The sequence below is a fragment of the Micromonospora sp. NPDC047620 genome, assembly GCF_043205005.1.
Classification (GTDB): domain Bacteria; phylum Actinomycetota; class Actinomycetes; order Mycobacteriales; family Micromonosporaceae; genus Micromonospora.
Window position 1 is genome coordinate 1 of sequence record NZ_JBIDDG010000038.1, and the last position, 25,647, is coordinate 25,647.

Sequence of the window (25,647 nt, forward strand, 5' to 3'; positions counted from 1 at the left end):
GGCCGGCCTGCTGGCGAAGCTCGGCTCGGCGTCGTCCGTTCCCGGCAACGGCAAGCCGTCGGGGGGCGGCCCCCCCCCGGGGGGGGCCCGCGGCGCGCCCCCCCCCCCCCCCCCCACGACCGTCTCGCGTTCATGACCGTCGACTGTGGGAGTGCTCCATCCGACGACTGCGGCCCCGCCGGAGCCCGCTTCCCCAGCGGCCACGGCTGGCCCGCCCAGCCCGGCCCTCGCCGGGCGTCAGCGTCGGGCGCTGCGGACCATCGCCGCGATGAGGGTGACGCCGACCGCGACGTGCATCAACGCGAGGACGACCATGGCGCCGCCGCTGTCCGCGGCGGTCGGTCCGGCCAGGGAAAGCAGAGTGAAGATCGCCGCCACGATCACCCAGATGCGCAGGCCGTGCCGGGTGACCCGCTCCAGGAGCGCGAGGAGCGCCCAGCCGAGCAGGGAGGTGAGCAGCGACGACACGATCACCGCCCCCAAACCGATCTTCATCGGCGGCTCACCCTCGGCCAGCGTGGCCTCCAGGTCGACGCCGGCGACAGGAACCGCCACGACCCAGACGAGCACGGCGGCCAGAACGGCCAGCAGCACACCCAACGCACGATCACGCCAGCGAGCGCTGCGGCTTCCTGCCGGATTTACGGCGGCTGCAGAGACAGCAGAATCCATGACAACCCATCCTTCAGTTTCCTGAACAAACAGTTACGCGACACGGGCGCTGTGCACATATACCGCCAGATGCACAATGCCTGGAGTCTACAGGGAGACCACGATCGGCGGCGATGGACGATCGCCTCTTTTTCTAACCGCAATGGTCGACCGGAACCGCCCCGGATAAACCATGCGGACTTCGTATTCCGGCATGTCGCGGGGGTGGACCTCCGCTCACCCCCGATCAAGGGAAACTCCGGTCGCCGGATCACGCGGACCGACGGCAGGGGCGGCACGACGTCGGCGCCTCGGCTGCCGGCAGGCAAGTGCCGTCCGTGCTGCCCGGTCCTCTCCCATGGCCGAGCAGCGCCGCACGTTTCGAGAGGACACCCGCCGGTCGTCCGGGCAGGCTGGACACGACATCGGCGCACGTGACCACGCGTGTGGTGGCGTTGGCGGTGTGGCCGGTGGCGCATCGCCGGCCGCTGTCACCGCCGCCGTGCCGGACCGGACGACGGCCAGCGCCTGTCCGGGTATAGCCGGCGGCACCGGCCCACGGTCACGTGGGCAGGACCGGGCCCGGCGGCGGGACCCGACGGGAGCCTCCCCCGCGCCCGTGCCGCGACGGACCGGTCGCGCGTCCTCACACCGGCGGAACCGACACCACGCGGTCGCCGCCGATCATGCTCCGACCACGAGGAGAACGCATGTCGATGCCAGCAGAAGCACCCGCCTTCCCCATCGGACGGCAGTGTCCGTACCGACCATCGCAGGGATACGCCGAGTTCCGCAGGGAAGGACCGCTGTCGCGGGTACGGCTCTACGACGGACGCGAGGCATGGCTGATCACCGGCTACCGGGAGGCACGGGCGCTGCTCGCGGACCGGCGCGTCTCGATCAATCCCCGCGTCGACGGCTTTCCCGCGCTCAGCGCGGAGATGGCCGAACTGGAGAACACCGGCTACACGGACGTCCTGATCGGCGTCGACCCGCCGGTGCACACCCGGCAGCGCACCATGTTGATTCCCAGCTTTTCGGTACGCCGAATGAACGCTCTCCGCCCCGCCATCCAGGACATCGTCGATCAGCGTATCGACGCGATGCTGGCCGCCGGTCCCCCAGCGGACCTGGTCGCCGCGTTCGCACTGCCGGTGCCGTCCATGGCGGTCTGCGTGCTGCTCGGCGTCCCCTACGAGGATCGCGATGCCTTCGAGGGGCCCGCCCGGAGCCTCTTCGACGCCGACCCCGAGCAGGCCGCGGACGCGATGACTGCGCTCAGCGACTACTTCGGGCAGCTCATCCGGGACAAGGAGACCAACCCGGGCACGGGTCTGCTGGACGACCTGATCGCCGGCCAGGTACGCAAGGGCTCACTCTCCCGCGAGGAGCTGGTCCGCTACGCGATGCTCATGCTCATCGCGGGGCAGGACACCACCGCCAACGTCATCTCGCTGGGGACGCTGGCGCTGCTCGAACACCCGGACCAGTTCGCCAAGCTACGCGACAGCCCGAACCTCGCTCCCGGGGCGGTGGAGGAGATCATGCGCTACGTCTCCCTCATCGAGGCGATATCCCGGGTGGCGCTCGAGGACATCGAGATCTCCGGCTACCACATCAAGGCCGGTGAGGGCCTCCTGATCGGTGCAGCCGCGGCGAACTTCTCGACGGCGTTGGTGTCGACGCCGGAGCAACTCGACGTGACCCGGTCCCCGCGGCACCACCTCGGTTTCGGCTTCGGCGTCCATCAGTGCATCGGGCAGAACCTCGCTCGTATCGAGCTGGAGCTCGCATTCCGTACGCTGACCCGGCGGATTCCCGGTCTGCAACTCGCGGTGCCGGCCAGCGAGATCCGCACCAGCGTCACCGGCCCCATGGAGCGGCTCACGACCCTGCCGGTGACCTGGTAGCGCCGGTCGCGTCACACACCGTGTTCCGAGGGGCACCGACGACGCCGGGTTCGTGACAGCTCACTGTCACGAACCCGGCGTCCCGTGCGTCCCGGCGCCGTCCCCGGGCAATGCGCCACCCGACGCGATGCGCCGGGTGGCGGAGGTGGTCGACGGGGACTACCGGGGGAGGTGACCGGGCTCGTCGCGTCGGAGCCGCGCGTAGCGCGCCGCGAGCTGGCGGAAGGATTCCTTGGGCTCCCACCGGTAGGGCGACGCCGGATCGTGGTAGTCGTCCCGGATGGTCTTGACCAACGCCATGCTGGCCGCATCGAGGTCCAGTCGGGGGTTCGCCGAGTGCGGGTGCGTCGGGTGGATGAACTCGCTCACCGCAACGCCGTCCATGCCGGCCCGCCGGAACACCTCGAACATGCGGTGATGGAACGCCGCCTGGGCGTGCTCGTCGCGCAGCACCCCCTCGTCGACCGTGTGCACGGGTCCGCGGCGGTCGACGACGTCGAACGAGAGGAAGGCCATCTCGCCGGCGCGGGGGTGGGTGGCGGTACCGAACTCCGCGATCATCACTGGCTTGCCCCACCGGTGATAGCGCTCGAGTTCACGGACGTGATCGTCGTCGCTGGCCGGATACGCGAGGGTGTAGAAGTGCATCAGCCTGACCGTGTCGAACAGTTGCCAGTCGACGTCCTCGAACGGCGCCGCCGCGTAGCTCACCTCGCCGGCGAAGACCGACCGCACGGACCGGACAGCCCGGTCGAGGAACTGGTTGAGGCGCGCGTTGGCACCGTCCAGGTCGACCGTCCCGGTAGGCGCAAGGACGTGGTGGTCGGCGTCGGCGAAGATGTTGGCCATCCGCTCGTGGTATCGGTCGCCGGGGACCAGGCCCGGGGTGAAGACCAGGTGGACGCACCCGACGGAGAAGCTGATCCGTGCCCCGTTCCGTCTCAGCTGCTCGGCCTGGCGGGCCGCCTCGACCAGGTGGTCGATGATCTCCTGCTGGGGTCGGTCAACGAGGCGGGGCTGGAACCACACGTGAAGTCCGACGTCGGCGGCAGCCCGGGCGGTGGCAACCATCCGCCGCAGGTCGCTGCCATAGACGGTCACCGAATTGCAGTTCAGCTGCCGGCTGATCACGCCGATCTCCTGCTCCATCCGGTCCCGGCTCCACACGAGCCGGGACAGCTCTCCCTGGCCGGTGGCGAAGTTCGTGCCCGTGTCGTAGGTGACACCGACCGATCGCAGCGTGCCGCGCCCGGCGGCGCGTGGGGCGGTGGCGAGTGGCGGGCCAGATGTCATGGGGGCTCCTTGGTGGCGTCGTTTCCCGGTGCGCCTGACGTGGTCACGTCGGAGCGGCACGAGCTGACGGTGGCCTGGCGACGGCGGGTCGGTCGATGCGACCCACGGCGCGGACCGACGTGTCCGGAACCGACCCTCGCAACACCTGCCTCGGGCCCGCATCTCCGGCCGTGCGAGCACGCCCGCTACGTCTCCCCCGGCGGCCTCAACCCGACGGCGACGGCGCACGGACGAAGGTGCCCGGGGCGGGCGGGCGCTGACACGCTGTGGTCATGGCGGATTTCGACGGCAGGACGGTACTGGTCACCGGGGGAGGCAGCGGCATCGGCTTGGCCACAGCACGCAAGCTGCTCGACGCCGGCGCACAGGTGGTGATCTCAGGTCGGAGCAGCGCCCGTCTACAGGGCGCCGTCGAGGCGCTCGGCGCGCCCGACCGCGTGCTGGCCGTTCCGGCCGACGTCGCCAAGGGGCGGGATCTCGACCGACTGATGACCGTGGTGGAGCATCGGTTCGGCCGTCTCCACGGGGTGTTCTGCAACGCCGGCGTCGCGCGGTTCAACCCCAGCGCGGCGGTGACCGACGAGGAGTACGACGACCTTATGGGCACCAACGTCCGGGGCGTTTTCTACACCGTTCAGAAGGCACTACCGCTGCTGGTCGACGGTGGGGCGGTGGTGGTGAACGGGAGCTGGCTGGTGCACCGGGGGCTGGCGACGACGCCGTTGTACGCGGCGGGCAAGGCGGCCGTGGTGAACCTGGCGCGGTCGCTCGCCGCCGACCTGGGGACCCGAGGCATCCGGATCAACGCGGTGAGCCCGGGCTACATCGTGACCGACATGTTCCTCGGCATCGCGGTGACCGAACAGGCCAGGGAGTCCGCCCGGAGCCAGGTGCCACTGGGCCGGTTGGGGCGACCGGACGACGTCGCGGACGCCGTGGTGTTTCTGATGTCCGACCGGTCTGCGTACATCACCGGTCAGGAACTGCTCGTCGACGGCGGACTGATCACATCGGTTCCGCAGTGATACCTGGTGGCCGATCCGCACGGATCGGTCGCCCACGCCGGCCGGGTCGGCGTGGCCCTGGCGTGGTGGGCCCGGTGCCCCACGCCCGGCGGGCACCGCGCGATCGCTCTGGGGTGTGGCTGATCGCGCGGTGCCCGCCACGTCGGTTCGCGGTTCAGGACACCTTGGTCAGGGTAGCGTGCATGAACGGAACCCAGTTGCCGTCGGGCAGCGGGAAGTCGCAGTCGTAACTGATGGTGCCGTCCTCGTTAAGCTTGCGAATGTACTTCGCGGGGCCGACCAGGACGAGCTTGTCGTCCTCGAAGTCGCCGATGTAGTGGCTCTGCTCCGCGTTGTACGGTCCGAAGCTGCTGAAGTAGTGCGTCCGGAACTTCTGGGTCTCCGGGTCGTAGTCGAAGAACTCGTACCCGACGTCGGGCACCTTGCCCGCCGGTCCCAGGTCCATCGCGCAGTTCCAGCGGTGGACGAGGAAGAAGCCACCCTCCAGCCACTCGAAGGTCTCCGTGCCCGACAGCTCCGCCGGCGGGCCCATCGGGCCGGCCTCGGTCTTGCCGCTGAGCTTCCACGTGCCGACGAGGTAGTCGAGGCGACGGAGAGCCGGGTCGGGCTGGGGCGGCGGGGGCATCTGCTGCGCGTTGTCAGACATGATCGCTCCTTGAGATGTTCCGATGCGGATGAACGGCGTGGCACGACACGCACGTCGAACAGGGTGTCCGAGTTGCGTGTCAAGCGCGCCAGACCACGAGGGCACCGCTGCGGCACCTACCGGGGATGAGCGGATCCACGACACGTACGTGCCGTCAATCGTCTGGCGCGCCAGCCACAACTCTTATGACGCAGTGGCGTCGGACAACTCATCGGTTTCGGAAGCGAGCATTCACGCAAAGGCGAATGCTGCCCTCACGGTGGATAGCGACTCCACCGAAAGGGCAGGCGACCATCGGCCGGGAGGGAGGTTCGGCGGTTCACGCCGGATCGGCCGAACAGCGTCCCGGGCGTACAGCGCAAGACGCCGCACGCCCGGGACGGGCATCCAGCAGGTCAGAGGGATGGCTTCCGCGCGGCGATGATCGCGTAGCCGATGTCGGCTCCGTAGGAGAAGTAGTCCCGATACGACTGCTTCAGCTCACCCACCATCTCCTCGCCGAACCGCGAGGCGAGTTCGTTGTGCAGCTCGTTCGCGCGGTCCAGGTAGCGCAGCCCCATGCCGTACACCCGCGGGCCGCACTGGGTGTACTCGTCGACGTCGAATCCCGACGTCCGCAGACGCGAGACCCACTCTGGCACCGACAGCAGCTGACCGATCTGGAAGGCCGTCGTGAACCGGGCGGCGGGCTCCGACCCGGCGGGCGCCTCGCGGGTACAGTCGGCGATGGCCAACCGGCCACCGGGTCGCAGGACACGGCGGAACTCCGCGAGCGACGCCGCCAAGTCGTCGGCGTGCATGAGCGACTCCACCGCGATAACCGCGTCGAACGTGTCGTCCGGGTAGTCCAGGTGGTTGTAGTCCCCGTGGGCGAACACGATCCGGGTGGCCGCGGCGCTGCGCTCGGCGCGTCGCCGCGCCTCGGCGGCCTGCACGGAGCTGATGGTGATGCCGGTGACCCGTACGCCGTGCTCCTCGGCCAGTTGCACCGCTGGGGCGCCGACGCCACAGCCGGCGTCGAGGACATGCTCGCCCGGGCGCAGTCCGATCGCCGCGCCCACCTTTCGAGTGATCCGCTTGGCGGCCTCGACCACCGGCGTGTCGTCGTGGTCGTCATACCAGTACGGCAGGTGCTCCTGGCCGTCGATGAAGATCTGCGACAGTGCCGCGGTCTCGTCGTACATCCGGCCGATGTCGTCGGTACTGGGTGTCGTCGAGCCCATCGCCCCTCACTTCCGTGTCGTCGTCTCCGCCCGGTCGCCACCACCCTCGCATCGGAGATCGTGGGGGCACACCTTCGGTGTTGCGGGGGGACGACGATCCGGAGCAGCCCAGTCGCGCCCTGTGTCGCCGACCTAGTCGACGGTCTGCGATCGGTATAGTGGGACATGCATATTTGGGCTACCACTGGATGAAAGAGGGATAGATGGCGACCGTTGACACGAATGCGTCGCAACCCGACGCCGAGCCCGCGACTGCCATCACCATCGACGACGAGGGCTTTGCGGCGCTCGTCGAGGGGCATCGACGCGAGTTGCAGGTCCACTGCTACCGGATGCTGGGGTCCTTCGAGGATGCCGAAGACCTGGTCCAGGAGACGTACCTGCGGGCGTGGCGCAAGCGTGAGACGTTCGAGGGGCGGTCCTCCGCCCGGTCCTGGCTGTACCGGATCGCGACCAACGCCTGCCTCGACTTCCTGCGGCGCAACGCGCGCATGCCGGTAGCGCACCGCCAGCCGGCGCTCGGGGCAGGGCCGTCCACACCGCCACCCCCGACGGACGAGGTGCCCTGGCTCCAGCCCTTCCCGGACCACCTGCTCGACCCGGTCGCCCCGCCCGACTCCCAGCCGGATTCGCAGATCATGGCGCGGGAGACCATCGAGCTGGCGTTCCTCGTGGCGATCCAGCACCTGCCACCTCAGCAACGGGCGGTGTTGATCCTGCGCGACGTCCTCAACTGGTCCGCCAACGAAGCCGCCACGATGCTCGACATCAGCGTCGCCTCCGCCAACAGCGCGTTGCAGCGGGCGCGGGCGACGCTAAAGGACCGCCTGCCCCCGAGGCCGATCGACTGGGGCCCCGCCACAGATCCGGCCGAGGCCGAACGGGCCCTCATGCAGCGATGCATCGAGGCACTGGAGAAAGCCGACGCGGAGAACTTCGCCAAGCTCGTACGCGAGGACGTGCGGGTGACGATGCCGCCGGACCCGTTCTGGATCGTCGGCCGCGACACCTTCGTCGCCGGCCTCCTCGCCCAGTTCGACCCGGCATCCCCGGCCTACTTCGGGGAGTGGCGGGCGCTACCGGCCCACGCGAACATGCAACCGGCCGTCGCCGGCTACGTACGCCGACCGGGTGATGCGGTCTACCGTCCGCAGGTCCTCAACGTCTTCAGAATCGAGGACGGCATGATCGCCGAGATCACGGCGTTCCCGCCGGAGGTCTTCCCCGTGTTCAACCTTCCCGCGACCCTCTGAGCGCCGGAGGGGCACCCACTGTTGGCGGGTGCCCCTCCGGCTCGTACCTCGATCAGCGTCTCCGAGCAACGGTAAGCCCGTCAGCCAACGGCAGCATGACGGCCTCCAGCCGGTCATCGGCCGCGACGACGGCATTGACTCCACGCATCACGGCCGCGCACCTCCTATGCAAGGGCTCGGCGGCCAACTCAGGCGCCGTCACGAAGCCGTCGAGGAGCACGTTGTCCAGCAGCAGCAAGCCCCCCGGACGCAACAGCGGCACCGCGAGGTCGTAGTAGGTCGGGTAGTTCGCCTTGTCCGCGTCGATGAAGACGATGTCGACGCAGCGCTCCCCCGGCAGCGAACGCAGGGTCCGCGCGGCCGGTCCGAGCCTGAAGTCGATGAGGTCGGCCACCCGCGCCCGCGTCCAGTGGGCACGGGCGAGATCGAGCCAGCGGTCACTGTTGTCACAGGTGATCACCCGGCCTCCGGGCGGCAGGCCCCGAGCAAACGCCAGAGCGGAAAGTCCGGTGAAGGTGCCGACATCGACCACCGTCCGAGCACCGGATATCCGCGTCAGCAGGGTCAGCAGGCTGGCCTGTTCCACCGGCACCATCATCCCGGCGGCGTCACCGAGCGCCTCGGTCGCGGCGACGAGGCTGTCCACGACCGGGTCGGGTGGTGTCATCGACGCGAGCATGTACTCACGTAGCACCTGGTTGACCGGTACATGCTTGGCCATCCCGCCACCTGCTCCGCCGCCCATACGCTCACCTCCACGTCGTGTGGATCCGCAACCGAGCCGCTCGATGCCGGCTGTGGGCGGTCCAGCCTGATCGTCACCAGCCGCCCGCACCGCCGCACCTCTGTACGTGCGCGGGTGTCACCTGCAGCGCACGCAGGAGGAAGAGGCGAGCACACGATCGTGCCACGCTGGCCCCAAGGGCACGAAAAGCGATCAGCCGGGAGCGCGGATGCGGGCAATGTGGAAAGGCGCGGTCTCCTTCGGCCTCGTCTCGATCACCGTCAGGCTGTACGCGGCGACGGAGGAGAAGTCGGTCCGATTCCGGCAGGTGCACCGGGACGACGGCGGCCGGATCACGCTCCGTCGGTTCTGTGACGACTGCGAGACCGAGGTCCCCTACCGGGACATCGCCAAGGGGTACGAGTTCGACGACGGGCGCCTGGTCGTCGTCACCGACGACGAGTTGGCCGAACTGCCGCTGCCGACGGTACGCACCATCGAGGTGCTGAAGTTCGTCCACACCGAGGAAATCGACCCCATCCTCTACAACCGGACGTACTACCTGGAGCCGGAGGACATCGCCGTCACGCCGTACGCCCTCCTGCGGAACGCGCTGAGGAACAGTCGTCGGGTGGCGATCGCGAAGGTCGCGCTACGCCAGGTGGAGAGACTGGCTGCCATCCGAGAACGGGACGGCATGCTCGTTCTTCAGACCATGCTCTGGCCTGACGAGCTCCGCGAACCGGACTTCCCCTTCCTTCGCGAGACGACTGTGGTGCGGCCGTCGGAGCTAGCCATGACCATCTCGCTCATCGACTCGATGACGGATCACCTCGATCCCGACGGTCTCCGGGACGGGTACCGGACCGCACTGCTGGACCTGCTCGCGGCCAAGGCTGGCGGCGACACGTCCAACGGGGCGGCGCCCGATGGGCCCGCCCTTGAGGACACCACGGAAGGGCTCGGCCCCGGCCACGCGCTCCAAAGAGGACGCGTCGCGAGGACCGCCTAGCCTACGGCGGCCCGCTGGCGGCATACGGCTAGGCTCTGGGCGACTCACCGGGCGGGTCGGCCAATTTTGGCGAGGCATGTCGAGGCGACCTCTTCCGTTTCGACCCTTATGGGAAGCGCCACCAGCGTCGCTCGGGAGCCAGGGAGTAGAGCATGAGGTTTGTCCTGCTAAGTCGGTTCAGCGTTGTGACCACCGACGCCGCCGGAGCTGTCGCCTGGCGGCCCGAGGATCTCGAGACACACTTCCGGTACATGCGCGACCTCAACCGGACACTGGGGAGCACCGGCGAGTTGGTCTCCACCCACGAGCTGGCACTCGCCCAGCAGGCACGCGTCGTCCGCGCCGGTGGCGGAGACGTCGTTGTCGACGACGCCGGCAGGGCGGACGGTGACGCCGTGACCTGCTACTGGCTGGTCGACTGCGAGACTCTCGAAAGAGCTGTCGAAATCGCCGCCAGTGTGTCAGCCGCTCCCGGTCCCTCCGGCCTGCCGCTCAATCATGTGGTCGAGCTGCGGCGGGTCATTCTCTGAAGACCTATCGCCGTAGTCTGGTCGATCTCGCCGCCCTGCGGTTCTCACCGATGACGCTTCCGGCCGAGTCGATGCCCGCGGCGGGCCTGCCGTGGTCGTTGACCTCACCGGCCGGGACTCCATGCTCACCAGCCTGCAGGCATTGCCGATCGAGCCGAATCTCGCCGTCACCACCCTGCGCATCCTCGCCATCGGCCAGGGCGCCGTCCTCGACGACTATCGGGACGAGGAACCGGGCAAAATCCTGCGCGAGTTCCGCTACGGCGAACTGATCGCGTTCGAGGAGCGTCCGCTGTCGCCGTACTACGGTGCCGTCGACATCACCCCCGCTCTACGTGGTGCTGCTCGACGAGTACGAGCGGTGGACCGGGAACGCCGACATCGTGCGGGTCCGGGAGCGGCGGGACACCACATCGACGTCGATACCTCGGCGGGCGCCGTGGACACGCACGCCGGCGTTGTAGCCACCGTCGACCCAGGCTTTCGGCACCGACGGATGCTCCGCCGCCACGACGTCGAGGATCTGCCGGCCGCCGGTAGAGTCCTGCACCGAGGCGGCCGTGACGGTCACTGCCAGCAGCAGCCCCAGGGTGTCGGTGGCGATGTGCCGCTTGCGGCCCTTGATCTTCTTCGCCGCGTCGATGCCCTGACTGGACTCGGCCACGTTGCTGGAGGTCTTCACACTCCGCGAGTCCACCTGGCCGCGCACCTCCCGCCGGTCCAGAAGGCGTACGGATCATCGCGGCGCATCCGAACGCGGACGCTGCGACCCTGATGCTGTGCCTGCGCGACCACCAGGCCCGACTCGTCGCCGTGCGCCACTCAGCCCTGCCGGCCGCAACCATCGCAGAACTGGTGAACGATTCCGACGGGGGTGTGGCCGAGGCGGCCGCAGCCAACCCGTCCGTGCCCCGCCCCGCGATGGAGACCCTTTTCACCGTCGATGGATGACGCCTTCGACTCCGCGTCGACCGACATCGACAAACGGTTCATCGATCACGCCGATGATGCGTGGCGTCGGGTTGGCGGTCGCCCCCTCAACGCGCATCTCGGCCGGCACGTGGTGGCGCGTGAACCCCTTGGCCGCCTCGAGGTTGATAACGATCCGCGGGGACAATTTCGGGCACCCACACGCCCCGAGGCCCAGGCGCGGCGGGGCTCCCCGATCACATGTGGACCGGGGAGCACCGCAGGGCGGCTGGGGGGGGTCAGCCCTGGCGGCGGTTCCAGGGGCCGGTGACGGCGTACGTGATGCCCGGGTTGTAGACGTTGAAGAACATGGTCCGGCCGTCGGCGGAGAACGTCGCGCCGGCCAGCTCGCCGTACTCCGGATCCCCGGCGGTGCCGACGTTGACCCGGTTACGGGCAAAGACGAACACCTCGCCGTCGGCGGTCGTACCAAGGATGTGCTGGTCCCCGATCCCGTCCTCGCACATCATCAGGCCCCCGTACAGCGACATGCAGATGTTGTCCGGGGAGTCGAACTCCGGGTCCTCGGGTGCCGGCGTCGGACGGGTGAAGATGGTCTCCAGGCGCAACGTGTTGGCTCGGGGGTCGTACCGCCAGACCTGGCCGTCGTGGTCGCGGGCCGAGCCCAGCTCACGCCGGGCGAACGACGAGACGAAGTAGGCGCAGGCGTCCTTCTCCCCCCACCAGGCGCCCTCGATCTTGTACCCACCGGTGATCGGCTTGCCGTAGTCCTGGGCACGGACCGACTCCGTCGTCGCCAGCGGGTCCGGCACGTCAAGCCACTCGACGCCGGAGAAGGAGGTACCCGCCTCGGTCACCACCGACAGGTCCGGCAGGTCCGGGACGTGCAGAGCCTGCAGCACGCCGCCTGCCCGCAGGCTCCCGTGACCGCCGAGCGGCCGGTTCGGCAGGAAGCGATAGAAGCTGCCCAACGGTGCCACGAACGCGTCCTCGGTCTCGTAGACGATGCCGGTGTGCGGGTCGACCGCCACCGCCTCGTGCTGGAACCGGCCCATCGCGGTCAGCGGTGTCGGATCGGTGTTGCGAGCATCGTCGTACGGGTCGACCTCGAAGATGAACCCGTGGTCCTTCGTGTAGCCGCGGGCACCCGCCTTGTCTTCGGTCTCCTCGCAGGTCAGCCAGGTGTGCCACGGCGTCCGACCGCCGGAGCAGTTGATGGCCGTGCCGCCCAGGCTGACGTGTTCGGAGACGGCGCGGTTCGACGCGTCGACGGCGAGCGTGCTGGTTCCGCCCCCGGCGGCCGGGTCGTACGTGCGTTCCGGCGGAGCCACGAGCGTGATCTTCGCGGTCGGGGAGCACTCATGGTTGCGGACCAGGCGGGTGCCGCGCGCCTTGTCGGCGAAGGAACCCATACCGTCGAACCGGCTCGGCACGATGCCGCCGTCCGGCCGGACGGTGCCTTCGCGCGACAGCACCGTGTAGCGGAAGCCCACCGGCAGGTCGAGCATGCCGGCCGGGTCGGGCACGAGCGGACCGTACCCGACCTCCGGGCCGGACACCCCCAGCGCGGGTGCCGCGGTGAACAGGGCGTCGACCGAACCGACCACGGCGACGACGAGACCGGCTCCGGCCGAGCGGGACAGGAACTGGCGGCGAGACAAGGACACGGACAAGCCTCCTAGACGTCACAGACCGTAGCGGGCCGGCCGATATCGATTCGAACCGCTCGATCAACTACGTCACATCCCACCCCACCCGTCAAGGTGCCGATCGATTTGATCCCGCCAGCTGTGACAGCCGGCTTGGCCAAACCGGTCAAAATCGCGGAAACCAAGCGAACGCGTTGGCGCTGTGTCCACCAACGGTCACCGGGTCTCCGGTGGTGGTGTGCCGAGGAACAGCCGGCCGCCCTCGCACAGCAGGGTGATCGAGCGGACCTGCTCGACCGGATACGGGATCTCCCGGGCCGGGCGTACCCACAACGCCGGGGTGCCCTTCGCCGCGGGGATGCGAATTCGGCGGCGGGTCCGTCGTGGATCATTTCTGGCGAGGATGTCCATCTGGCGGGGTCCCGTCCGTAGAGATTCCGTGCGGCCGCCGCCGCACGAGGGCAACGACGGACAGGAGGTAGATCATGAAGTACATGCTGCTGATCAACGCTGGTGCGGTGGACGAGAACGGCGTGAACACCGACTGCACGGTCGAGGACTGGATCGCGTACGACAAGGAGGTCAAGGACGCCGGCATCTTCGTCTCCGGGGAGTCGCTGGCCGACCTGGTGACCGCCACGGCGGTGCGGGTCGAGTCGGACGGCCAGCGGGTCGTGACCGACGGGCCGTTCGCCGAGACGCGCGAGGTGCTCGGCGGCTTCTACGTGATCGACGTGCCGGATCTCGATGCCGCGTTGGACTGGGCCGCCCGCTGCCCCGGCGCCCGCGGTGACGGCTCGGTCGTGGTCCGGCCGGTGGCCGAGTTCGGTATCTGACCGCGATGGACGGACGGGCGGCCGGCGCCGGAGCGCCGGACAATGCACCGGCGGCGTCACACGAGACGCCGGTGGCGTTGGTGGCGGCGGTGTTCCGCGAGGAACGCGGCCGGCTGCTGGCCGCCCTGGTCCGCCGCTTCGGAGACCTGGACCTGGCGGAGGAGGTCACCTCCGAGGCGGTCGAGGCGGCGCTGGCGTCCTGGCCGGTCGACGGGGTTCCGCCCCGGCCGGGAGCGTGGCTGATGACCACGGCCCGGCGCCGGGCGATCGACCGGTTGCGCCGCGACCAGGCGTACGCGGCGCGGCTGGCCATTCTCCAGGTGGAGGCGGAGCGGGCCGGTCCCGTCCCGGCCCCGGACGCGGGCGGTGACCTGCCGGACGAGCGGCTGCTGCTGTTTTTCACCTGCGCGCACCCGGCGCTGGCAGCCGAGGACCGCGGCGCGCTGACGCTGCGCTTCCTCGCCGGGTTGACCACCGCCGAGGTGGCGCGGGCGTTCCTGGTGCCGGCGGAGACGATGGCCAAGCGGATCACGCGGGCGAAGAAGAAGATCAGACAAGCGCGGATCCCGTTCCGGGTGCCGTCTGCGGACGAGTTGCCGCAGCGGTTGCCGGGGGTCCTGCAAGCGGTGTACTCGATCTTCACCGAGGGGTACGCGGCGAGCGCGGGCCCGCAGCTGCAACGGATCGATCTCGCCGAGGAGGCCATCCGGCTGGCCCGGATACTGCGCCAGCTGCTACCCGCCGAGCGTGAGGTGGCCGGGCTGCTCGCCCTGATGGTGCTCATCCATGCCCGACGCGACGCGCGCACCGGGCCGGACGGCGAACTGGTCCTGCTCGACGATCAGGACCGCGGCCGCTGGGACCGCGCCATGATCGAGGAAGGGATCGGGCTGGTCCGGGTCGCGTTGACCGGCGGGCCGCCCGGCCGGTACGGGGTGCAGGCGGCGATCGCCGCGCTGCACAACGAGGCGGCCGACGTGGCTACCACCGACTGGCCACAGATCGTGGCGCTCTACGACGTGCTGCTGGCACTGACCGAGTCCCCGATCGTCGCGGTGAACCGGGCAGTGGCCGTGGCGATGCGCGACGGCCCGCAGGCGGGCCTGGTGCTGCTGGACGAGCTGGCCGGCGAGGCGCTGCTGCGCGGCTACCACCCCTACACGGTCGCCCGGGCCGACCTGTTGCACCGGGCTGGCCGCCACGCCGAGGCGGCCGTTGCCTACCGGAAGGCGCTCGACCTGGCCGGCACCACACCCGAACGGGACCTCCTACGGCGAAGACTGAACACGATTGAGCAGCCGGGCACATCTGGAGGTTGACATTCTCCCCGCCCTAAAGGACGGGGATTCCCTGGGTCGCCCCAGGGGTTTCCTGCTTCATCGCCGACCGCCCCGTCCGGGAGGAGTCCCGTTGAGGTCTTACACCGGCTCCACAGGCAGACACCGCCAGCCCGGCGGTCAGGATGTTGCGTGCCGCGTTGACGTCGCGGTCGTGGGTGGTGCCACACCGGCACGTCCACACCCGCACGTTCAACGGCATGTCCGGCGCGACGCTCCACAGGTCGAGCACACCTTCGAAGACGGGTACCAGCGGTCGATCACGACCAGGTTCCGGCCGTACCAGGCGCACTTGTAGGTGAGCAGCTCGCGGAACTGGCGCCAGGCCGCGTCACCGATGGCGCGGGCCAGACAATGGTTTTTGACCATGTTGCGCACGGTCAGGTCCTCGATCACGAGCGTTTGGTTGTCACGCACGAGTCGAGTGGTGAGCTTGTGCAGGTGATCACGCCTACGATCACCGATACGAGCATGGATACGGGCCACCCTCAGCCGGGCCTTGGCCCGGTTGCGGGAACCCTTCTCCTTGCGGGCCAACTCCCGCTGGGCGCGGGCCAGCCGGGCCCGGTCGGCCCGTTCGTGCCGAGGATTGGCGACCTTCTCCCCGGTGGACAGGGTGAACAGATGCTCGAGGCCAGCGTCGATACCCACCACGCTGTCGGTCGCCGGCAGGGTGGCGACCTGGTCGGCGCAGAGCAGGGACACGAACCAGCGGCCGGCCGAGTCACGCGACACGGTCACGGTCGACGGGGATTGCCCTTCGGGCAGCGACCTCGACCAGACGATGTGCAACGGCTCGGTCATCTTCGCCAGAGTGAGCTGGCCGTCCCTCCAGCGGAACGCGCTGGGAGTGAACTCGGCCGAAGCCCGCGACCTGCGCTTGGACTTGAAACGCGGGTAGCCGGCGCGCTTGTCCCAGAACGCCACGAACGCGCCCTGCAAATGCCGCAGCGTCTGTTGCAGCGGCACGGAGGACACCTCGTTGAGAAACGCCAGCTCCTCGCTCTTCTTCCACGCGGTCAACATCGTGCTGGTCGCGTGGTAGTTGACCCGTTCCCGCCGCTGGCACCACGCCTCGGTCCGAGCCTGCAACGCCAGGTTGTAGACCTTGCGCACGCACCCGAACGTCCGACTCAACAGGTCCGCCTGCTGCGCAGTCGGATAGAAGCGGAACTTGTACGCCCGCTTCACCCGTGAGGACACGTCCACAACATAGCGGGATAGTTCGGAACCAATCATGCGGGGATCGCGCGAGACGCCTGTCCGCCTTGACGGCGAACCGGCTGTCCCTGACCTGCTTCGCAGGAGGTTCCGTTTCCTCCCCGGCCTGAAGGCCGGGGTATCCACGGAAGGAGCCTGATGACAGCGGCGTGATGGCGAGCAGATGTCCTCAAGGCACGGTCGGCGCACTCGATTCGACAGATCCGGTCGACTCCGACGCGCTGTCGGCAGCCAGATGAGGATGCAACTGGTGTCCGGGAGCCGTCGTGTGCCGCGACGCCTCAAGACGCTCGCTCGGTGGGCGGGGCGAGGGTAGCAAGACGACCCTCCCATCGGCTGCGGCGAGGATAATCAGGCGACGGCAACATATCGGATCCTGAGAATCGTCAGTCATGACCATCGCCGTCCCGGTCGCTGACTTCCTGGTGCTGCCGCCGCGCCTCGACAGGACCGCCGAGCTGCTTGCTGAATCGGCCCGGCGACGGGGCCTGGCAGTGGAGCATCTGCCCAACCCGTCAGTACCAGCTCATCTGCGGCGGGCCCGGGGTGGGCACCTCTACGGCGGACCGACCTTCGCGGCTGCCGTCGCTCCGGACCTCGACCTGGCAATGCTCGAACCGGCCGACGACTGGCTGGTGCAGCTGCCGTACGAGTACACCCACCGCGACATCACCCTCACCACTCTCGGCGACGCACGCTGGTCCCGTACGCCGATGTTTGTCAAGCCGCCCCGAGACAAATCCCTGACGGCCGGCGTCTACGCCGACGGCTCCCGCCTCCCCCGTGCCGAGCGCTACCCCGCCGACACTCCAGTGCTGGTCAGCGAGATCGTGACGTTCCTCGTGGAGTACCGGCTGTTCATCCTCGACGGCACGGTGCACGCCGCTAGCCGTTACGCCATCAACGGCCGGCTCGACCCGGCCAGACTCGACGCCTGCCCGCACCGCGCCGCCGTGCTCGACTTCGCCGCCAGCCTGCTCGGCGCCTGCGCTGACAGCCTGCCCAGCGCCGTCGTCGTCGACGTCGGCTTGGCCAGCGACGCCGACCGCGGCGACGAACACTGGGCCGTGGTGGAGGCGAACATGGCGTGGTTCAGCACAAGTTACGCCGCCAACCCCGACCAGGTCCTCGACGTGGTGCTCCGGGCGGCCGGACCACGCCACCGCCTGGCTCCCCGCGACCATGCGTTCACAAGACCGCCCACCCCCTTCGGATAGCAGCCCCCCGATGACCAACGTCGCCAACAACGTCCGCTCGACTATCCGGTTGCCGAGGATGTGCTGGACAACACGCGCGCCCAGATGGAGCTGCTGTCCACCGAACCGGGCCCGCAGGCCGTGCGCAGGCTGCTCACCGAACTGATGGACTTCGACGAGGTGAACCGGTATCTGATCGAGAAGATCACCACGATCGGCATCCGCTACGACTTCGGCGCAGGCCCCGACCTGCTCGGCCGCCGCCTGTCGCGACATCGACGTGAAACAGGGCCGCCTCTACGGTCTGCTGCATCGCGGCCGCGGCCTGCTGCTGGACCGCACCGAACGCCTGACCGTCGGCGGCTGGTCGGACCGGGTCGATTACCTCGGGGATCCCACTGCGGTACTGGATGTTCCGTGCGTCCTGCTGCGCCCCGACGGCCACGTCGCCTGGATCGGCGACGGTCAGCAGGATCTGGACGACCACCTCTCCCGCTGGTTCGGCAAGCCCGCCAACTGATTTCGCCTGAGCGACCGAAAATGAATGCGAACTTGTCTCTGTCTGGGGTCGAGACCATGACGGGGGCGGGTTCGTGTGGTCATCCCGCATATGCGTGGCCTGATAGCGAGTGGATCTGCGGCTCTGTCGGCCAGAAGCTGGGAGTGGTCGGCGTTCCCGTCGGACATCCACCGCCCGCCGGCATGGCGGAAATGGCCATGCCAGCGTCGGTAACGAGCCGCAGTCATCCCCGGCGCCAAGTCGACGCCGGGGGCGTCCGGCCTCATCCAGGACCGGGTTCAGCACCCTCTGGTAGGCAGGCGCGGTCTTCGTTCGTCGGCACCGTGCTGCGCCTTGATCTTCGCAACGGGTGGCGTTCTTGATCTTCTGCTCGAACCTGGCGGAGGGGGCCGAGAGGCAGGCGCCCAGGGCACTTTTCGAGATGATCTCGCCGGCGAAGAACCGCCAGAGTGTGCGTCGCGTACATGGCGAGCAGCTTGACCGGGCTGCCGGAGTGGCCGGCGCAGGAGCAGGCCGTCGTGCGCTCATATGGGAATCGACTCTGGTGGCGGCGTGACTGGCCTGCCCATGGCCGCCCCGAACTCGCCGTGGCTGGAGATGCCTTGTTCGGTAGCCCCGGGCGAGGTTGGCCTCGACGGTCTTTGGGCTGACGAGCAGACGCGGGATGCGTCGGAGGTCGTGCGGTGCGTACAGTTCCGGGTCGGACTTGGGGGGCCGGGGTAGACGCGGCGCAGGGAACGGGATGAGACAGCGACGGCATGACGGCGGACAACATTACGGAAACCGGGCAATTCGGCATTGACCGCGACCGGCTGGAGACCTGCCTCAGCGTCTTCGAGGCGTTGGAGGACCTGCCTCCCGACCACCCGGATGTGGTGCGGGTGCAACGGGCTACCGCGAGACTCTACAAGGTGATCAAGCAGCGGCGACGCGAGGAACGGCGGGATGCCATCGCGGCGGCCGACCGCGCGGTGACGGCGGCCACCGCCACCGGTGCCCCGGGCCGGATCGACGACGAGACCCAGGGCATCCCGCTCACCTCCCCCACCGTAGGCGCCACGGCCGGCATCCTGCGCAATCCGCGCGGCTGCTACGTCTGCAAGCAGCGCTACCGCGAGGTGGACGCCTTCTATCATCAGCTCTGCCCGCCCTGCGCTGCACTCAACCGGGAGCGCCGCAACGCCCGCACCGACCTGACCGGCCGGCGCGCGCTGCTCACCGGCGGCCGGGCGAAGATCGGCATGTACATCGCGCTGCGGCTGCTGCGCGACGGCGCGCACACCACGGTGACCACGCGGTTTCCCCACGACGCGGTCCGCCGATTCGCCGCGATGCCCGACAGCGGGGACTGGCTGCACCGCCTACGGATCGTCGGGATCGACCTGCGCGACCCCGCCCAGGTGATCGCCCTCGCTGATTCGGTCAGCGGCGAGGGACCACTCGACATCCTGATCAACAACGCGGCGCAGACCGTCCGCCGCACGCCCGGGGCGTACGCACAACTCGTCGCTGCGGAGGCGGCGGCCCTGCCGGACGGCCCGCTACCGGAGATGATCACGTTCGCCAAACCGGCCGGCCGGGGCGACCCGGCGGGCAGCCTGGCCGCCCCGCCGCAGTCGGCCGCGATCCCCCCGCACGCGCTGACCGCGCTGGCGCTGACCAGCGGCTCCGCCTCGCCGGAACGGATCGCGGCCGCCACCGCCATCGACGCCGGCGGTCTGGTGCCGGACCTCGACCCGGTCAACAGCTGGGTGCAGCGGGTGCACGAGGTGGACCCGGTCGAGCTGCTCGAAGTGCAGCTATGCAACGTGACCGCGCCGTTCGTTCTGGTCAGCCGGCTGCGACCGGCGATGGCCGCAGCGACCGCCCGCCGCAAGTACGTAGTGAACGTGTCGGCGATGGAGGGCCAGTTCTCCCGCGGCTACAAGGGGCCGGGGCACCCGCACACCAACATGGCCAAAGCCGCGCTGAACATGCTGACCCGGACCAGCGCCCAGGAGATGCTGGCCGACGGCATCCTCATGACCAGCGTCGACACCGGCTGGATCACCGACGAGCGGCCCCACCCGACGAAGATGCGGCTGGCGGACGCCGGCTTCCACGCCCCGCTGGACCTGGTCGACGGCGCGGCCCGGGTCTACGACCCGATCGTCCGCGGCGAACAGGGCGAAGACCTGTACGGCTGCTTCCTGAAGGACTACGCGCCCTGCGCCTGGTGATCAGCGCGCCCGCCCCGCCGTCAGCCGCCCATGCTCAGGCCGGCACGGTCAGCACCGTCGCCCCCGTCCACCACAGGTCCAAGCTGTGGTGGACGGGGGCGATGGAGTCGCATGGCCAACACGAGGCGCGCGACCGCCTCCACGTCCCGGCAGGCCCCGATGCCGGCCATGACGGCTGACACCAGCAGAGCCTCGCCGTCGGAGCCGGCGACCGCGTACGGTGATGATCCCCAGGTCCACCCCGGCCACCCGGCCCGGATCCGGCTGCTCACCCGGAGGGTAGGCAGTGACAGGAACCTCGGCGGTGACGTCGAGAAATGGCGGCCACCGTCACACCGCAGGGTGCCCGAGCGGACCTGCTCGATCGGACACGGCAGATCCCGCGCCAACCGCACCCACAACCGTGGGCTGCCCATCAACGAATGGCTCCGGTCCGGCTTATGACACAGGGCCTAACCCCGACAGCACCGGGCTGCGGCACCGCGGGAGTCAGAGGTGCCTGCACGAGGCCGGCATGGGTGCGGCGGAGCAACTCCAGGGCCATTGCCTCGCCCGAGGTGTCCGTCCCGAGGAGGCGGTTCACGTGCAGGTGCACGTAGCTCTGGCACAGTGCCTCCCGGGACCGCCACAGATTGCCCTCGCGGTGCAGTGCGGTGAGCTGGGCGATGGCGGACTCGAGTGCTGGCCGTCGGGCGTTAAGCAGCCGGGACACTTCGTCGTCGGTGGGCGGGGCGGCTCCTAGCGCCTGGCGCAGGGCACGTTGCCGTTTGCGGTACTCGGAGCCGCCGGGGCGGGACGAAGGTGGACCGCCATAGGAGAAGGCGGCTCGTTCTTCCCGAGACAGGCCCAGGCAGGCCAGGAGGTCATCAATGCTGACCACGGCCAGCTCTAGCAGGTCGGTGCCGAGCCGGCCTTCGACGCGGGCCTGCAGCATCTCGGCGACGCCCGGGCTGTCGGCCATGAACAGACCCTCTGCCGCCGCCATCCCTGCCTCGCCCCCGTACCTCTCGATTTCACGCTCGTACGTCTCGAACGAGAACTTCCCGCAGAGGCCTTCGGCCGTCAGTCCGCCGGCCCAGGCACAGACCTGCTCCACCAGCGGGCCGGTGAGCGCAGCTGGATCTCCATGGAAGCGGAGGCGGACGTGGCACTCCGGATCCGCGTAGCGGACGAAGAACCAGCCGTCGGCGAGGCCCGACCGGATGGCGTGCTCGGCGAAGGTGCGTAGGGGTCCACCGATTAGGTCCTCTTCTCGATGCGGGTCGCAGTAGAGCTTCAGGTACAGCCAGTCGCTGCCCGGTGGGCGCAGCCGTTCCACCGGGTCGACGACCCGAGTGACGGACAGTGCGTCGCCACCTGGGCGCTCCCCGCCACGGCGGACGAGAGGGGCCACTACCTCGCACATGTGGCCGCCGTCGGTTCCCGGCAGCCAGGCGTGCTCCGGTCCGGGCAGCGCCTCCTGGAGCATCGCGGACCCACCGGGGACACCCGCCCTCAGTTCCTCTCGAAGCAGCTCGACGTCCCGTACGTCGTCGAGGTCGAGAAGCAGCCGGTTGTCGGCGACCGTCAGGTAGACGTGGCGGGGTACATCCCATGTGGTCCGCCATGTCGAGAGCGATGGCCCGAAGTCGTCGCCGGGGCCGGACCCGTTGGCGGTGGCCGGGTCGAGCCGCCACTGGGCGGGAGCCAGGACGATCCGGTGGCGCTGGACCCTTGGCAGGTAGGCCAGTCCAGCCGCCAGCCCCCAGGAGAAGGCGGTCAACTGGCAGCGGCCGTCGTGGGCGACATCGACCAAGAACCGGACCGCGGCCGACGCCCTCCGGGTGTTGAGCATGTGCCCTTGGACCCCGACGACCTCGGCTCCCCCCGCGGGCCAACCGACCACGAAGCGCCCGTCCCTGAGGCCGACGACCAGCTCGCGCACCGGTATCACGCCCTCGGCCGGAATGCCGGGCCATGCATCGACGAGGATCTCGTGTCGCCGGACAGCGGGCCTCAGCGCCACGTTCGCGGAACGTGGGGGGTCGGGCGAATAGACGACCTCAGCGATGAGCGTGCTGGGGTCGTACGCCTGCTCGATGCGTGCGAGTTCAGCCAGCGCCTCCCCAGCGGGGGGCCCGAGAAGACCGGCGAACCTGCCCAGGCTGCGGCCAGCGGCGGACGCGCCGATGCTGGGGCCGACGACGATCTGGAAGTCCCCACGGTCGATGGCGGCCGACGAGGCGGCGGCGACGAAGAAGGACAACTCGAGTGACGGCGGAATGTGCTCGGGGACAGGATCAGACGTGGTCAGACGGGCAAGGAGCTCGTCGTCCAGCTCCACCACTCGGCGGCCCTCCCGGTTGGCTGACACGGCGAGGTCGAGGAGGAGTTGGTCACGCGGACCGCGCCTGGGCCTGCCCGCGCCGCCGTGGGAAGACGGCGGTCCGAGCCCGGTCGCGGGGTCGAGAAGCTCGAGCAGCGGGACTCGGCGGTGCGGCCCGTACCGGCCCTCGAACCTTCGCCGGTACTCCTCCAGGTGTGGCATTCCCTCCGGCAGGTGGCCCAGGCGTAGGAGCAGGTCAGCGGCCTCGGCCGCGGCGGCTGCCACCGAGGCGTGCAGTCCGGTGGACTGGAACGAGAGGGCGGTGTCGGTCTGCAGGAGCTTCCGCGCCCCACCACCGTTGACGCCGCCCCGTCCCGTGCCGGCGCCCACAGCGGTCACGGCAGGGTCCAAATCGACCATCCGGTGCTGCAGAGGCTGCAGGTGGTCCGCCTTCCGGTCGAGGGGCAGCTCGTCCCACCTAGCCAGTTCGTCGACCAGCCCGGCCAGTTGCCGGGCGACGGCGTGTGCTCGTTCCGAAGGGGTTGCCGCTAGGGACTTGCGCAACCGCGTCATCGGATCGCCGCAGGTCGGTGCCGGGCTCAACTCGGAGATGAGGAATCCCTGCGCCAACAAGTCTTCGACCAACCGACTTGCCTTGTCCGGCGTAGCACCGGGTATCTCCTGGACCGCCTGCACCAGGTCGGTTCTCGAGGTGGCCACCCGTGCCGCACTCAGCACGAGGCGTACGGCCGCTGTAGCGCGTACGGAGCTGCCTGCCCCGGGCCCCTCTGCAACGATGGCGCGGCCACCGTGCAGCAGCACGGCGGGACTGGCCATCAGGCGCAGGTGCGGACGGATGTCCGGGTCGTCGCGTAGCCGCTCGGTCAGCTTCTGCAGCCAACCCATGTCGGCCCGCGTGTGGGTGCGTGATGCGGCCGGGACAATTGCGATGTTCGTGGTCTGGGCCCATCGCACCAGGCCGACTCCTGCGAACAGGCCGAACGGTGTTGGCCTGGTGGTCATCCTGATGAGGTAGCGCCTGAGCTTACGGGCCAGGCGGGGAGCCCGCCTGGCCTGGGGGCTGGTCCGTTCCAGTGCGGCGGCCAGATCCGGACTGGCCACCCGTATCGCAAGGGGCAGCAGCGGATCAGGGGGGAGCAGCGACGAGCCGGACCGGGCCGGGAGAGTGAGATTGCGGGAGCCCGCTGGGAGGAGAGGGGCCCGTAGAACGGCCCATCCGAGCGGCTCGTACAGCACGGGCCGGTGGCCCTGGCGTGCCCGTTGCACGCGGTGGGTTCCGGTCATGAGAGTAGGAAGCTCCGGTCCCAGACCGGCTCGATCCTGGTAGCTGCGGCCAGGAGGGTCATGGCGACACCGGCGGCGCCGTCCAGCAGACCGGCCCGGTCCACGGCGACGTCCGCCGTCTCCCAGGAGGCGTAGCCGAACGGCCGCTCGGGATCGTACGCCGCCAGAAGCTGATCGACGAGCCCAGTCGACGCGTCCGCGAGGGTGTCCGATGGGGTGTCTCGCGCGAAGCGCAGGACGATCTGGAGCAGCCCGGCCACACCGTGGCAGAAAGTGGGTGAGGGGAGGTAGCGCAATTCGGCAGGGCGTCGCAGGATGCTGGTCATTCCCTCGACCGCCGCGCCGCGCAGCCCGCCGTCGTCCAGGGCCGCGCCTGCTAGCCACAGGGAACGCGCGACCCCTGGAGTGCCGTAACACCAGGCACCTCGCGTCGGGCCGGACGCTCCACTAGAGGTTGGCCGGCCCGCCGGCGTCAACGGCACGGCGTCGGGCCAGGCGCCTCCCCATACGTCGTCGACCCGCTGCGAGAGCAACCATTGGGCGAGGGTGCGCACCGCCTCGCGCTGACCGGGGACCTCGTAACCGCCGAGCAGGGCGAGGGACAGCAGCGCCAGGGGGCCGGGTATGCCGTGTGCGAGCCCGCAGTTGAGCTGTCCCGAGGGATAGACACGGCGCGTCGACTCGGAGAGCAGCAGTTCCGGCGGGGTGGCCCAGCGGGGTATGCCTCGGGAGGGTTCGGCAAGGCGTACCAGAGCGGTGAGAACGTCCGGCAGCACGCCGAGTGGGTCGCGCCTCAAGAGGTACGCCCCCACACCACTCACCCCGGAGACGAGATCGAAGGCACTCACCGGCAGGCCGGTTCCGATGGCGCTCAGTCGCGCGGCGAGCTCCGACGCCTGCGGGGCCAGCAGCTCGTCGGCGGCCGCGAGCGCCCGCTGGTAGCGGTCGCCGTTCCGGCTCAGCGACTCCAGTGCGAAGGCGAAGCCGCCGAGTCCGGCGAACAGCCCGGCGTGCTCTGGGCCACCGTTCTCCAGAGCGGTTACCCCTTCGGCGAGGAAACCGTGGCCGACCGCGTCCCACCCCTCCCCCGGAAAGCACTGATCGAAATAGGAGCACATCACAGCGATCCCCGCATGCCCTCCAGCGAGTCCGCATGGGTTCCAGTGAACCGACCCGGGATAGAGCGTCTGGCGGCGGGCCAATGGAATCGACCGAGCGATGCGTTCTCGATCAGTGACGCGGATAGCGACATCCCGTGCCGCGAAAAGCGCCGCGCTCTGCCGGGTCGCGTCGAGGGCGCCGGTCCAGACCGGCGGAAGCTCAATGTCAGGCGTTGCGGACTCAGGCACCTGGACTCCCTTGGGTTTTAAGGTCGGTGAGGGGTGCACGCGCTGCGGGGGGCTCAACAGCGAGGAGTGCAGGCCGTCTCAATACAGCTGATCGTTTTGTCCCAATCATCATCCGGAAGGCAGCCCGTGCAGGTCTGCTCACAGGAGGGCCAGATGTCGCACGTGTTGGTGCATCCCCAGTCCCCACACGTGCACGTCCAGAACGCTTCGGTCCATGGAATTGGCCGACAGTTCCCCTCTGGGTCCGTCAGCGGTTGGGTGTACTCGTCAATCGGGTTCGTGTTCTCGTCATACCCTGCGGCACGGAACTCCGGCCGGCGCCGGGCCCGCTGGGGGCCGCGACGCACGGGTCCGCCGGCAGGTGTTGTTCGCCTTCGCCGAAGGTCCAAGTCGAATTCATCCGGCGGGCGGACCGATGCCGTGCGCGTGTAGGCGATGTGGGCACCCTTCTTCAACGTGAGCTGGGTTGCCTCAGTGCCGGGGAACGGCGCCTTTTCAGATGGAATCCGCGAA

Annotated in this window: 22 protein-coding genes and 2 pseudogenes; 11 read left to right on the top strand and 13 right to left on the bottom strand. The window is 69.4% G+C overall.

Annotation, left to right across the window (positions count from 1 at the left end):
* Nucleotides 1–237: 237 nt before the first annotated feature.
* On the bottom strand, nucleotides 238–672 hold the full coding sequence (locus ACGF5C_RS30345; RefSeq protein WP_393307144.1) for a DUF6069 family protein: 435 nt from the start codon (nucleotides 670–672) through the stop codon (nucleotides 238–240).
* A gap of 689 nt (nucleotides 673–1,361) precedes the next feature.
* Between ACGF5C_RS30345 and ACGF5C_RS30350 the strand changes: the two genes are divergently transcribed.
* Nucleotides 1,362–2,561, top strand: coding sequence for a cytochrome P450 (locus tag ACGF5C_RS30350; RefSeq protein WP_393307146.1), 1,200 nt, complete (start codon nucleotides 1,362–1,364; stop codon nucleotides 2,559–2,561).
* A 159-nt stretch (nucleotides 2,562–2,720) separates the two neighbouring features.
* Here the strand turns inward: ACGF5C_RS30350 and ACGF5C_RS30355 are convergent, their stop codons facing one another.
* Nucleotides 2,721–3,854 carry an abortive infection protein gene (locus ACGF5C_RS30355; protein WP_393307148.1) on the bottom strand — a complete coding sequence of 378 codons (1,134 nt, stop codon included), beginning with the start codon at nucleotides 3,852–3,854 and terminating at the stop codon, nucleotides 2,721–2,723.
* A gap of 272 nt (nucleotides 3,855–4,126) precedes the next feature.
* Here ACGF5C_RS30355 and ACGF5C_RS30360 point away from each other — a divergent pair, with 272 nt between their 5' ends.
* The gene (locus ACGF5C_RS30360; RefSeq protein ID WP_393307149.1) at nucleotides 4,127–4,879 is read left to right on the top strand and encodes an SDR family NAD(P)-dependent oxidoreductase; all 753 of its coding nucleotides are present in this window, start codon (nucleotides 4,127–4,129) and stop codon (nucleotides 4,877–4,879) included.
* Between the two features lie 154 nt (nucleotides 4,880–5,033).
* Here the strand turns inward: ACGF5C_RS30360 and ACGF5C_RS30365 are convergent, their stop codons facing one another.
* Nucleotides 5,034–5,525, bottom strand: a complete 492-nt coding sequence (locus tag ACGF5C_RS30365; RefSeq protein WP_350710526.1) for a DUF1579 family protein — start codon at nucleotides 5,523–5,525, stop codon at nucleotides 5,034–5,036.
* A 395-nt stretch (nucleotides 5,526–5,920) separates the two neighbouring features.
* On the bottom strand, nucleotides 5,921–6,748 hold the full coding sequence (locus ACGF5C_RS30370) for an SAM-dependent methyltransferase (protein ID WP_393307151.1): 828 nt from the start codon (nucleotides 6,746–6,748) through the stop codon (nucleotides 5,921–5,923).
* Between the two features lie 203 nt (nucleotides 6,749–6,951).
* Here ACGF5C_RS30370 and ACGF5C_RS30375 point away from each other — a divergent pair, with 203 nt between their 5' ends.
* A complete protein-coding gene (locus ACGF5C_RS30375; RefSeq protein WP_393307153.1) occupies nucleotides 6,952–8,001 on the top strand; it encodes an RNA polymerase subunit sigma-70 in 1,050 nt (349 codons plus the stop codon).
* A gap of 52 nt (nucleotides 8,002–8,053) precedes the next feature.
* Here ACGF5C_RS30375 and ACGF5C_RS30380 read toward each other — a convergent pair whose 3' ends face one another.
* Entirely contained in the window at nucleotides 8,054–8,722 is a 669-nt protein-coding gene (locus ACGF5C_RS30380) for an O-methyltransferase (RefSeq protein WP_393307155.1), read from the bottom strand.
* Between the two features lie 232 nt (nucleotides 8,723–8,954).
* Here ACGF5C_RS30380 and ACGF5C_RS30385 point away from each other — a divergent pair, with 232 nt between their 5' ends.
* From ACGF5C_RS30385 to ACGF5C_RS30395, 3 genes and pseudogenes are all read left to right on the top strand, one after another.
* On the top strand, nucleotides 8,955–9,737 hold the full coding sequence (locus tag ACGF5C_RS30385) for a Ku protein (protein ID WP_393307157.1): 783 nt from the start codon (nucleotides 8,955–8,957) through the stop codon (nucleotides 9,735–9,737).
* Between the two features lie 152 nt (nucleotides 9,738–9,889).
* Entirely contained in the window at nucleotides 9,890–10,267 is a 378-nt protein-coding gene (locus tag ACGF5C_RS30390) for a YciI family protein (protein ID WP_393307159.1), read from the top strand.
* Between the two features lie 2 nt (nucleotides 10,268–10,269).
* Nucleotides 10,270–10,656 (top strand): annotated as a pseudogene (locus ACGF5C_RS30395) (amylo-alpha-1,6-glucosidase); the annotation flags it as partial.
* On the opposite strand, the gene ACGF5C_RS30400 reads toward ACGF5C_RS30395, so the two are convergent.
* The 4 genes from ACGF5C_RS30400 to ACGF5C_RS30415 form a co-directional block, all read right to left on the bottom strand.
* The gene (locus ACGF5C_RS30400; RefSeq protein WP_393307161.1) at nucleotides 10,599–10,976 is read right to left on the bottom strand and encodes a transposase; all 378 of its coding nucleotides are present in this window, start codon (nucleotides 10,974–10,976) and stop codon (nucleotides 10,599–10,601) included. The pseudogene ACGF5C_RS30395 and the gene ACGF5C_RS30400 overlap by 58 nt on opposite strands.
* A 225-nt stretch (nucleotides 10,977–11,201) precedes the next feature.
* Entirely contained in the window at nucleotides 11,202–11,384 is a 183-nt protein-coding gene (locus ACGF5C_RS30405) for a hypothetical protein (RefSeq protein WP_393307163.1), read from the bottom strand.
* Between the two features lie 91 nt (nucleotides 11,385–11,475).
* Nucleotides 11,476–12,864, bottom strand: a complete 1,389-nt coding sequence (locus ACGF5C_RS30410; RefSeq protein WP_393307165.1) for an alkaline phosphatase PhoX — start codon at nucleotides 12,862–12,864, stop codon at nucleotides 11,476–11,478.
* Nucleotides 12,865–13,062: 198 nt separating this feature from the next.
* Nucleotides 13,063–13,257: a hypothetical protein gene (locus ACGF5C_RS30415; protein ID WP_393307167.1), complete on the bottom strand. Its 195-nt coding sequence runs from the start codon at nucleotides 13,255–13,257 to the stop codon at nucleotides 13,063–13,065.
* A gap of 74 nt (nucleotides 13,258–13,331) precedes the next feature.
* On the opposite strand from ACGF5C_RS30415, the gene ACGF5C_RS30420 reads away from it, so the two are divergent.
* Both ACGF5C_RS30420 and ACGF5C_RS30425 read left to right on the top strand, forming a co-directional pair.
* Nucleotides 13,332–13,682, top strand: coding sequence for a YciI family protein (locus ACGF5C_RS30420; RefSeq protein ID WP_393307169.1), 351 nt, complete (start codon nucleotides 13,332–13,334; stop codon nucleotides 13,680–13,682).
* An 80-nt stretch (nucleotides 13,683–13,762) separates the two neighbouring features.
* Nucleotides 13,763–15,001 carry an RNA polymerase sigma factor gene (locus tag ACGF5C_RS30425; RefSeq protein ID WP_393307234.1) on the top strand — a complete coding sequence of 413 codons (1,239 nt, stop codon included), beginning with the start codon at nucleotides 13,763–13,765 and terminating at the stop codon, nucleotides 14,999–15,001.
* A gap of 13 nt (nucleotides 15,002–15,014) precedes the next feature.
* Here the strand turns inward: ACGF5C_RS30425 and ACGF5C_RS30430 are convergent, their stop codons facing one another.
* Nucleotides 15,015–15,221: a zinc ribbon domain-containing protein gene (locus tag ACGF5C_RS30430; RefSeq protein WP_393307171.1), complete on the bottom strand. Its 207-nt coding sequence runs from the start codon at nucleotides 15,219–15,221 to the stop codon at nucleotides 15,015–15,017.
* On the bottom strand, nucleotides 15,212–16,222 hold the full coding sequence (locus tag ACGF5C_RS30435) for an RNA-guided endonuclease InsQ/TnpB family protein (protein ID WP_393307172.1): 1,011 nt from the start codon (nucleotides 16,220–16,222) through the stop codon (nucleotides 15,212–15,214). The genes ACGF5C_RS30430 and ACGF5C_RS30435 overlap by 10 nt, the downstream gene beginning before the upstream one ends.
* A 410-nt stretch (nucleotides 16,223–16,632) precedes the next feature.
* Here ACGF5C_RS30435 and ACGF5C_RS30440 point away from each other — a divergent pair, with 410 nt between their 5' ends.
* The 3 genes and pseudogenes from ACGF5C_RS30440 to ACGF5C_RS30450 all read left to right on the top strand — a co-directional run bounded on the left by ACGF5C_RS30440 (nucleotide 16,633) and on the right by ACGF5C_RS30450 (nucleotide 20,175).
* Nucleotides 16,633–17,457: an ATP-grasp domain-containing protein gene (locus ACGF5C_RS30440; protein ID WP_393307174.1), complete on the top strand. Its 825-nt coding sequence runs from the start codon at nucleotides 16,633–16,635 to the stop codon at nucleotides 17,455–17,457.
* A gap of 42 nt (nucleotides 17,458–17,499) precedes the next feature.
* Nucleotides 17,500–17,956: pseudogene (locus tag ACGF5C_RS30445) on the top strand (monooxygenase); the annotation flags it as partial.
* 758 nt (nucleotides 17,957–18,714) lie between these two features.
* A complete protein-coding gene (locus ACGF5C_RS30450) occupies nucleotides 18,715–20,175 on the top strand; it encodes an SDR family NAD(P)-dependent oxidoreductase (protein ID WP_393307176.1) in 1,461 nt (486 codons plus the stop codon).
* A gap of 415 nt (nucleotides 20,176–20,590) precedes the next feature.
* On the opposite strand, the gene ACGF5C_RS30455 is transcribed toward ACGF5C_RS30450, so the two are convergent.
* Together ACGF5C_RS30455 and ACGF5C_RS30460 are read right to left on the bottom strand one after the other, a co-directional pair.
* A complete protein-coding gene (locus ACGF5C_RS30455) occupies nucleotides 20,591–23,785 on the bottom strand; it encodes a lantibiotic dehydratase (RefSeq protein WP_393307178.1) in 3,195 nt (1,064 codons plus the stop codon).
* Nucleotides 23,782–25,134 carry a lanthionine synthetase C family protein gene (locus ACGF5C_RS30460; RefSeq protein WP_393307180.1) on the bottom strand — a complete coding sequence of 451 codons (1,353 nt, stop codon included), beginning with the start codon at nucleotides 25,132–25,134 and terminating at the stop codon, nucleotides 23,782–23,784. The genes ACGF5C_RS30455 and ACGF5C_RS30460 overlap by 4 nt, the downstream gene beginning before the upstream one ends.
* Nucleotides 25,135–25,647 lie beyond the last annotated feature (513 nt).

What these genes read in the sequence shown, in the direction of transcription:
- ACGF5C_RS30345 (WP_393307144.1), bottom strand. Translation starts at nt 672, where the DNA reads ATGGATTCTGCTGTCTCTGCAGCCGCCGTAAATCCGGCAGGAAGCCGC.
- ACGF5C_RS30350 (WP_393307146.1), top strand. Translation starts at nt 1,362, where the DNA reads ATGTCGATGCCAGCAGAAGCACCCGCCTTCCCCATCGGACGGCAGTGT.
- ACGF5C_RS30355 (WP_393307148.1), bottom strand. Translation starts at nt 3,854, where the DNA reads ATGACATCTGGCCCGCCACTCGCCACCGCCCCACGCGCCGCCGGGCGC.
- ACGF5C_RS30360 (WP_393307149.1), top strand. Translation starts at nt 4,127, where the DNA reads ATGGCGGATTTCGACGGCAGGACGGTACTGGTCACCGGGGGAGGCAGC.
- ACGF5C_RS30365 (WP_350710526.1), bottom strand. Translation starts at nt 5,525, where the DNA reads ATGTCTGACAACGCGCAGCAGATGCCCCCGCCGCCCCAGCCCGACCCG.
- ACGF5C_RS30370 (WP_393307151.1), bottom strand. Translation starts at nt 6,748, where the DNA reads ATGGGCTCGACGACACCCAGTACCGACGACATCGGCCGGATGTACGAC.
- ACGF5C_RS30375 (WP_393307153.1), top strand. Translation starts at nt 6,952, where the DNA reads ATGGCGACCGTTGACACGAATGCGTCGCAACCCGACGCCGAGCCCGCG.
- ACGF5C_RS30380 (WP_393307155.1), bottom strand. Translation starts at nt 8,722, where the DNA reads ATGGCCAAGCATGTACCGGTCAACCAGGTGCTACGTGAGTACATGCTC.
- ACGF5C_RS30385 (WP_393307157.1), top strand. Translation starts at nt 8,955, where the DNA reads ATGCGGGCAATGTGGAAAGGCGCGGTCTCCTTCGGCCTCGTCTCGATC.
- ACGF5C_RS30390 (WP_393307159.1), top strand. Translation starts at nt 9,890, where the DNA reads ATGAGGTTTGTCCTGCTAAGTCGGTTCAGCGTTGTGACCACCGACGCC.
- ACGF5C_RS30415 (WP_393307167.1), bottom strand. Translation starts at nt 13,257, where the DNA reads ATGGACATCCTCGCCAGAAATGATCCACGACGGACCCGCCGCCGAATT.
- ACGF5C_RS30420 (WP_393307169.1), top strand. Translation starts at nt 13,332, where the DNA reads ATGAAGTACATGCTGCTGATCAACGCTGGTGCGGTGGACGAGAACGGC.
- ACGF5C_RS30430 (WP_393307171.1), bottom strand. Translation starts at nt 15,221, where the DNA reads ATGCCGTTGAACGTGCGGGTGTGGACGTGCCGGTGTGGCACCACCCAC.
- ACGF5C_RS30440 (WP_393307174.1), top strand. Translation starts at nt 16,633, where the DNA reads ATGACCATCGCCGTCCCGGTCGCTGACTTCCTGGTGCTGCCGCCGCGC.
- ACGF5C_RS30450 (WP_393307176.1), top strand. Translation starts at nt 18,715, where the DNA reads ATGACGGCGGACAACATTACGGAAACCGGGCAATTCGGCATTGACCGC.
- ACGF5C_RS30455 (WP_393307178.1), bottom strand. Translation starts at nt 23,785, where the DNA reads ATGACCGGAACCCACCGCGTGCAACGGGCACGCCAGGGCCACCGGCCC.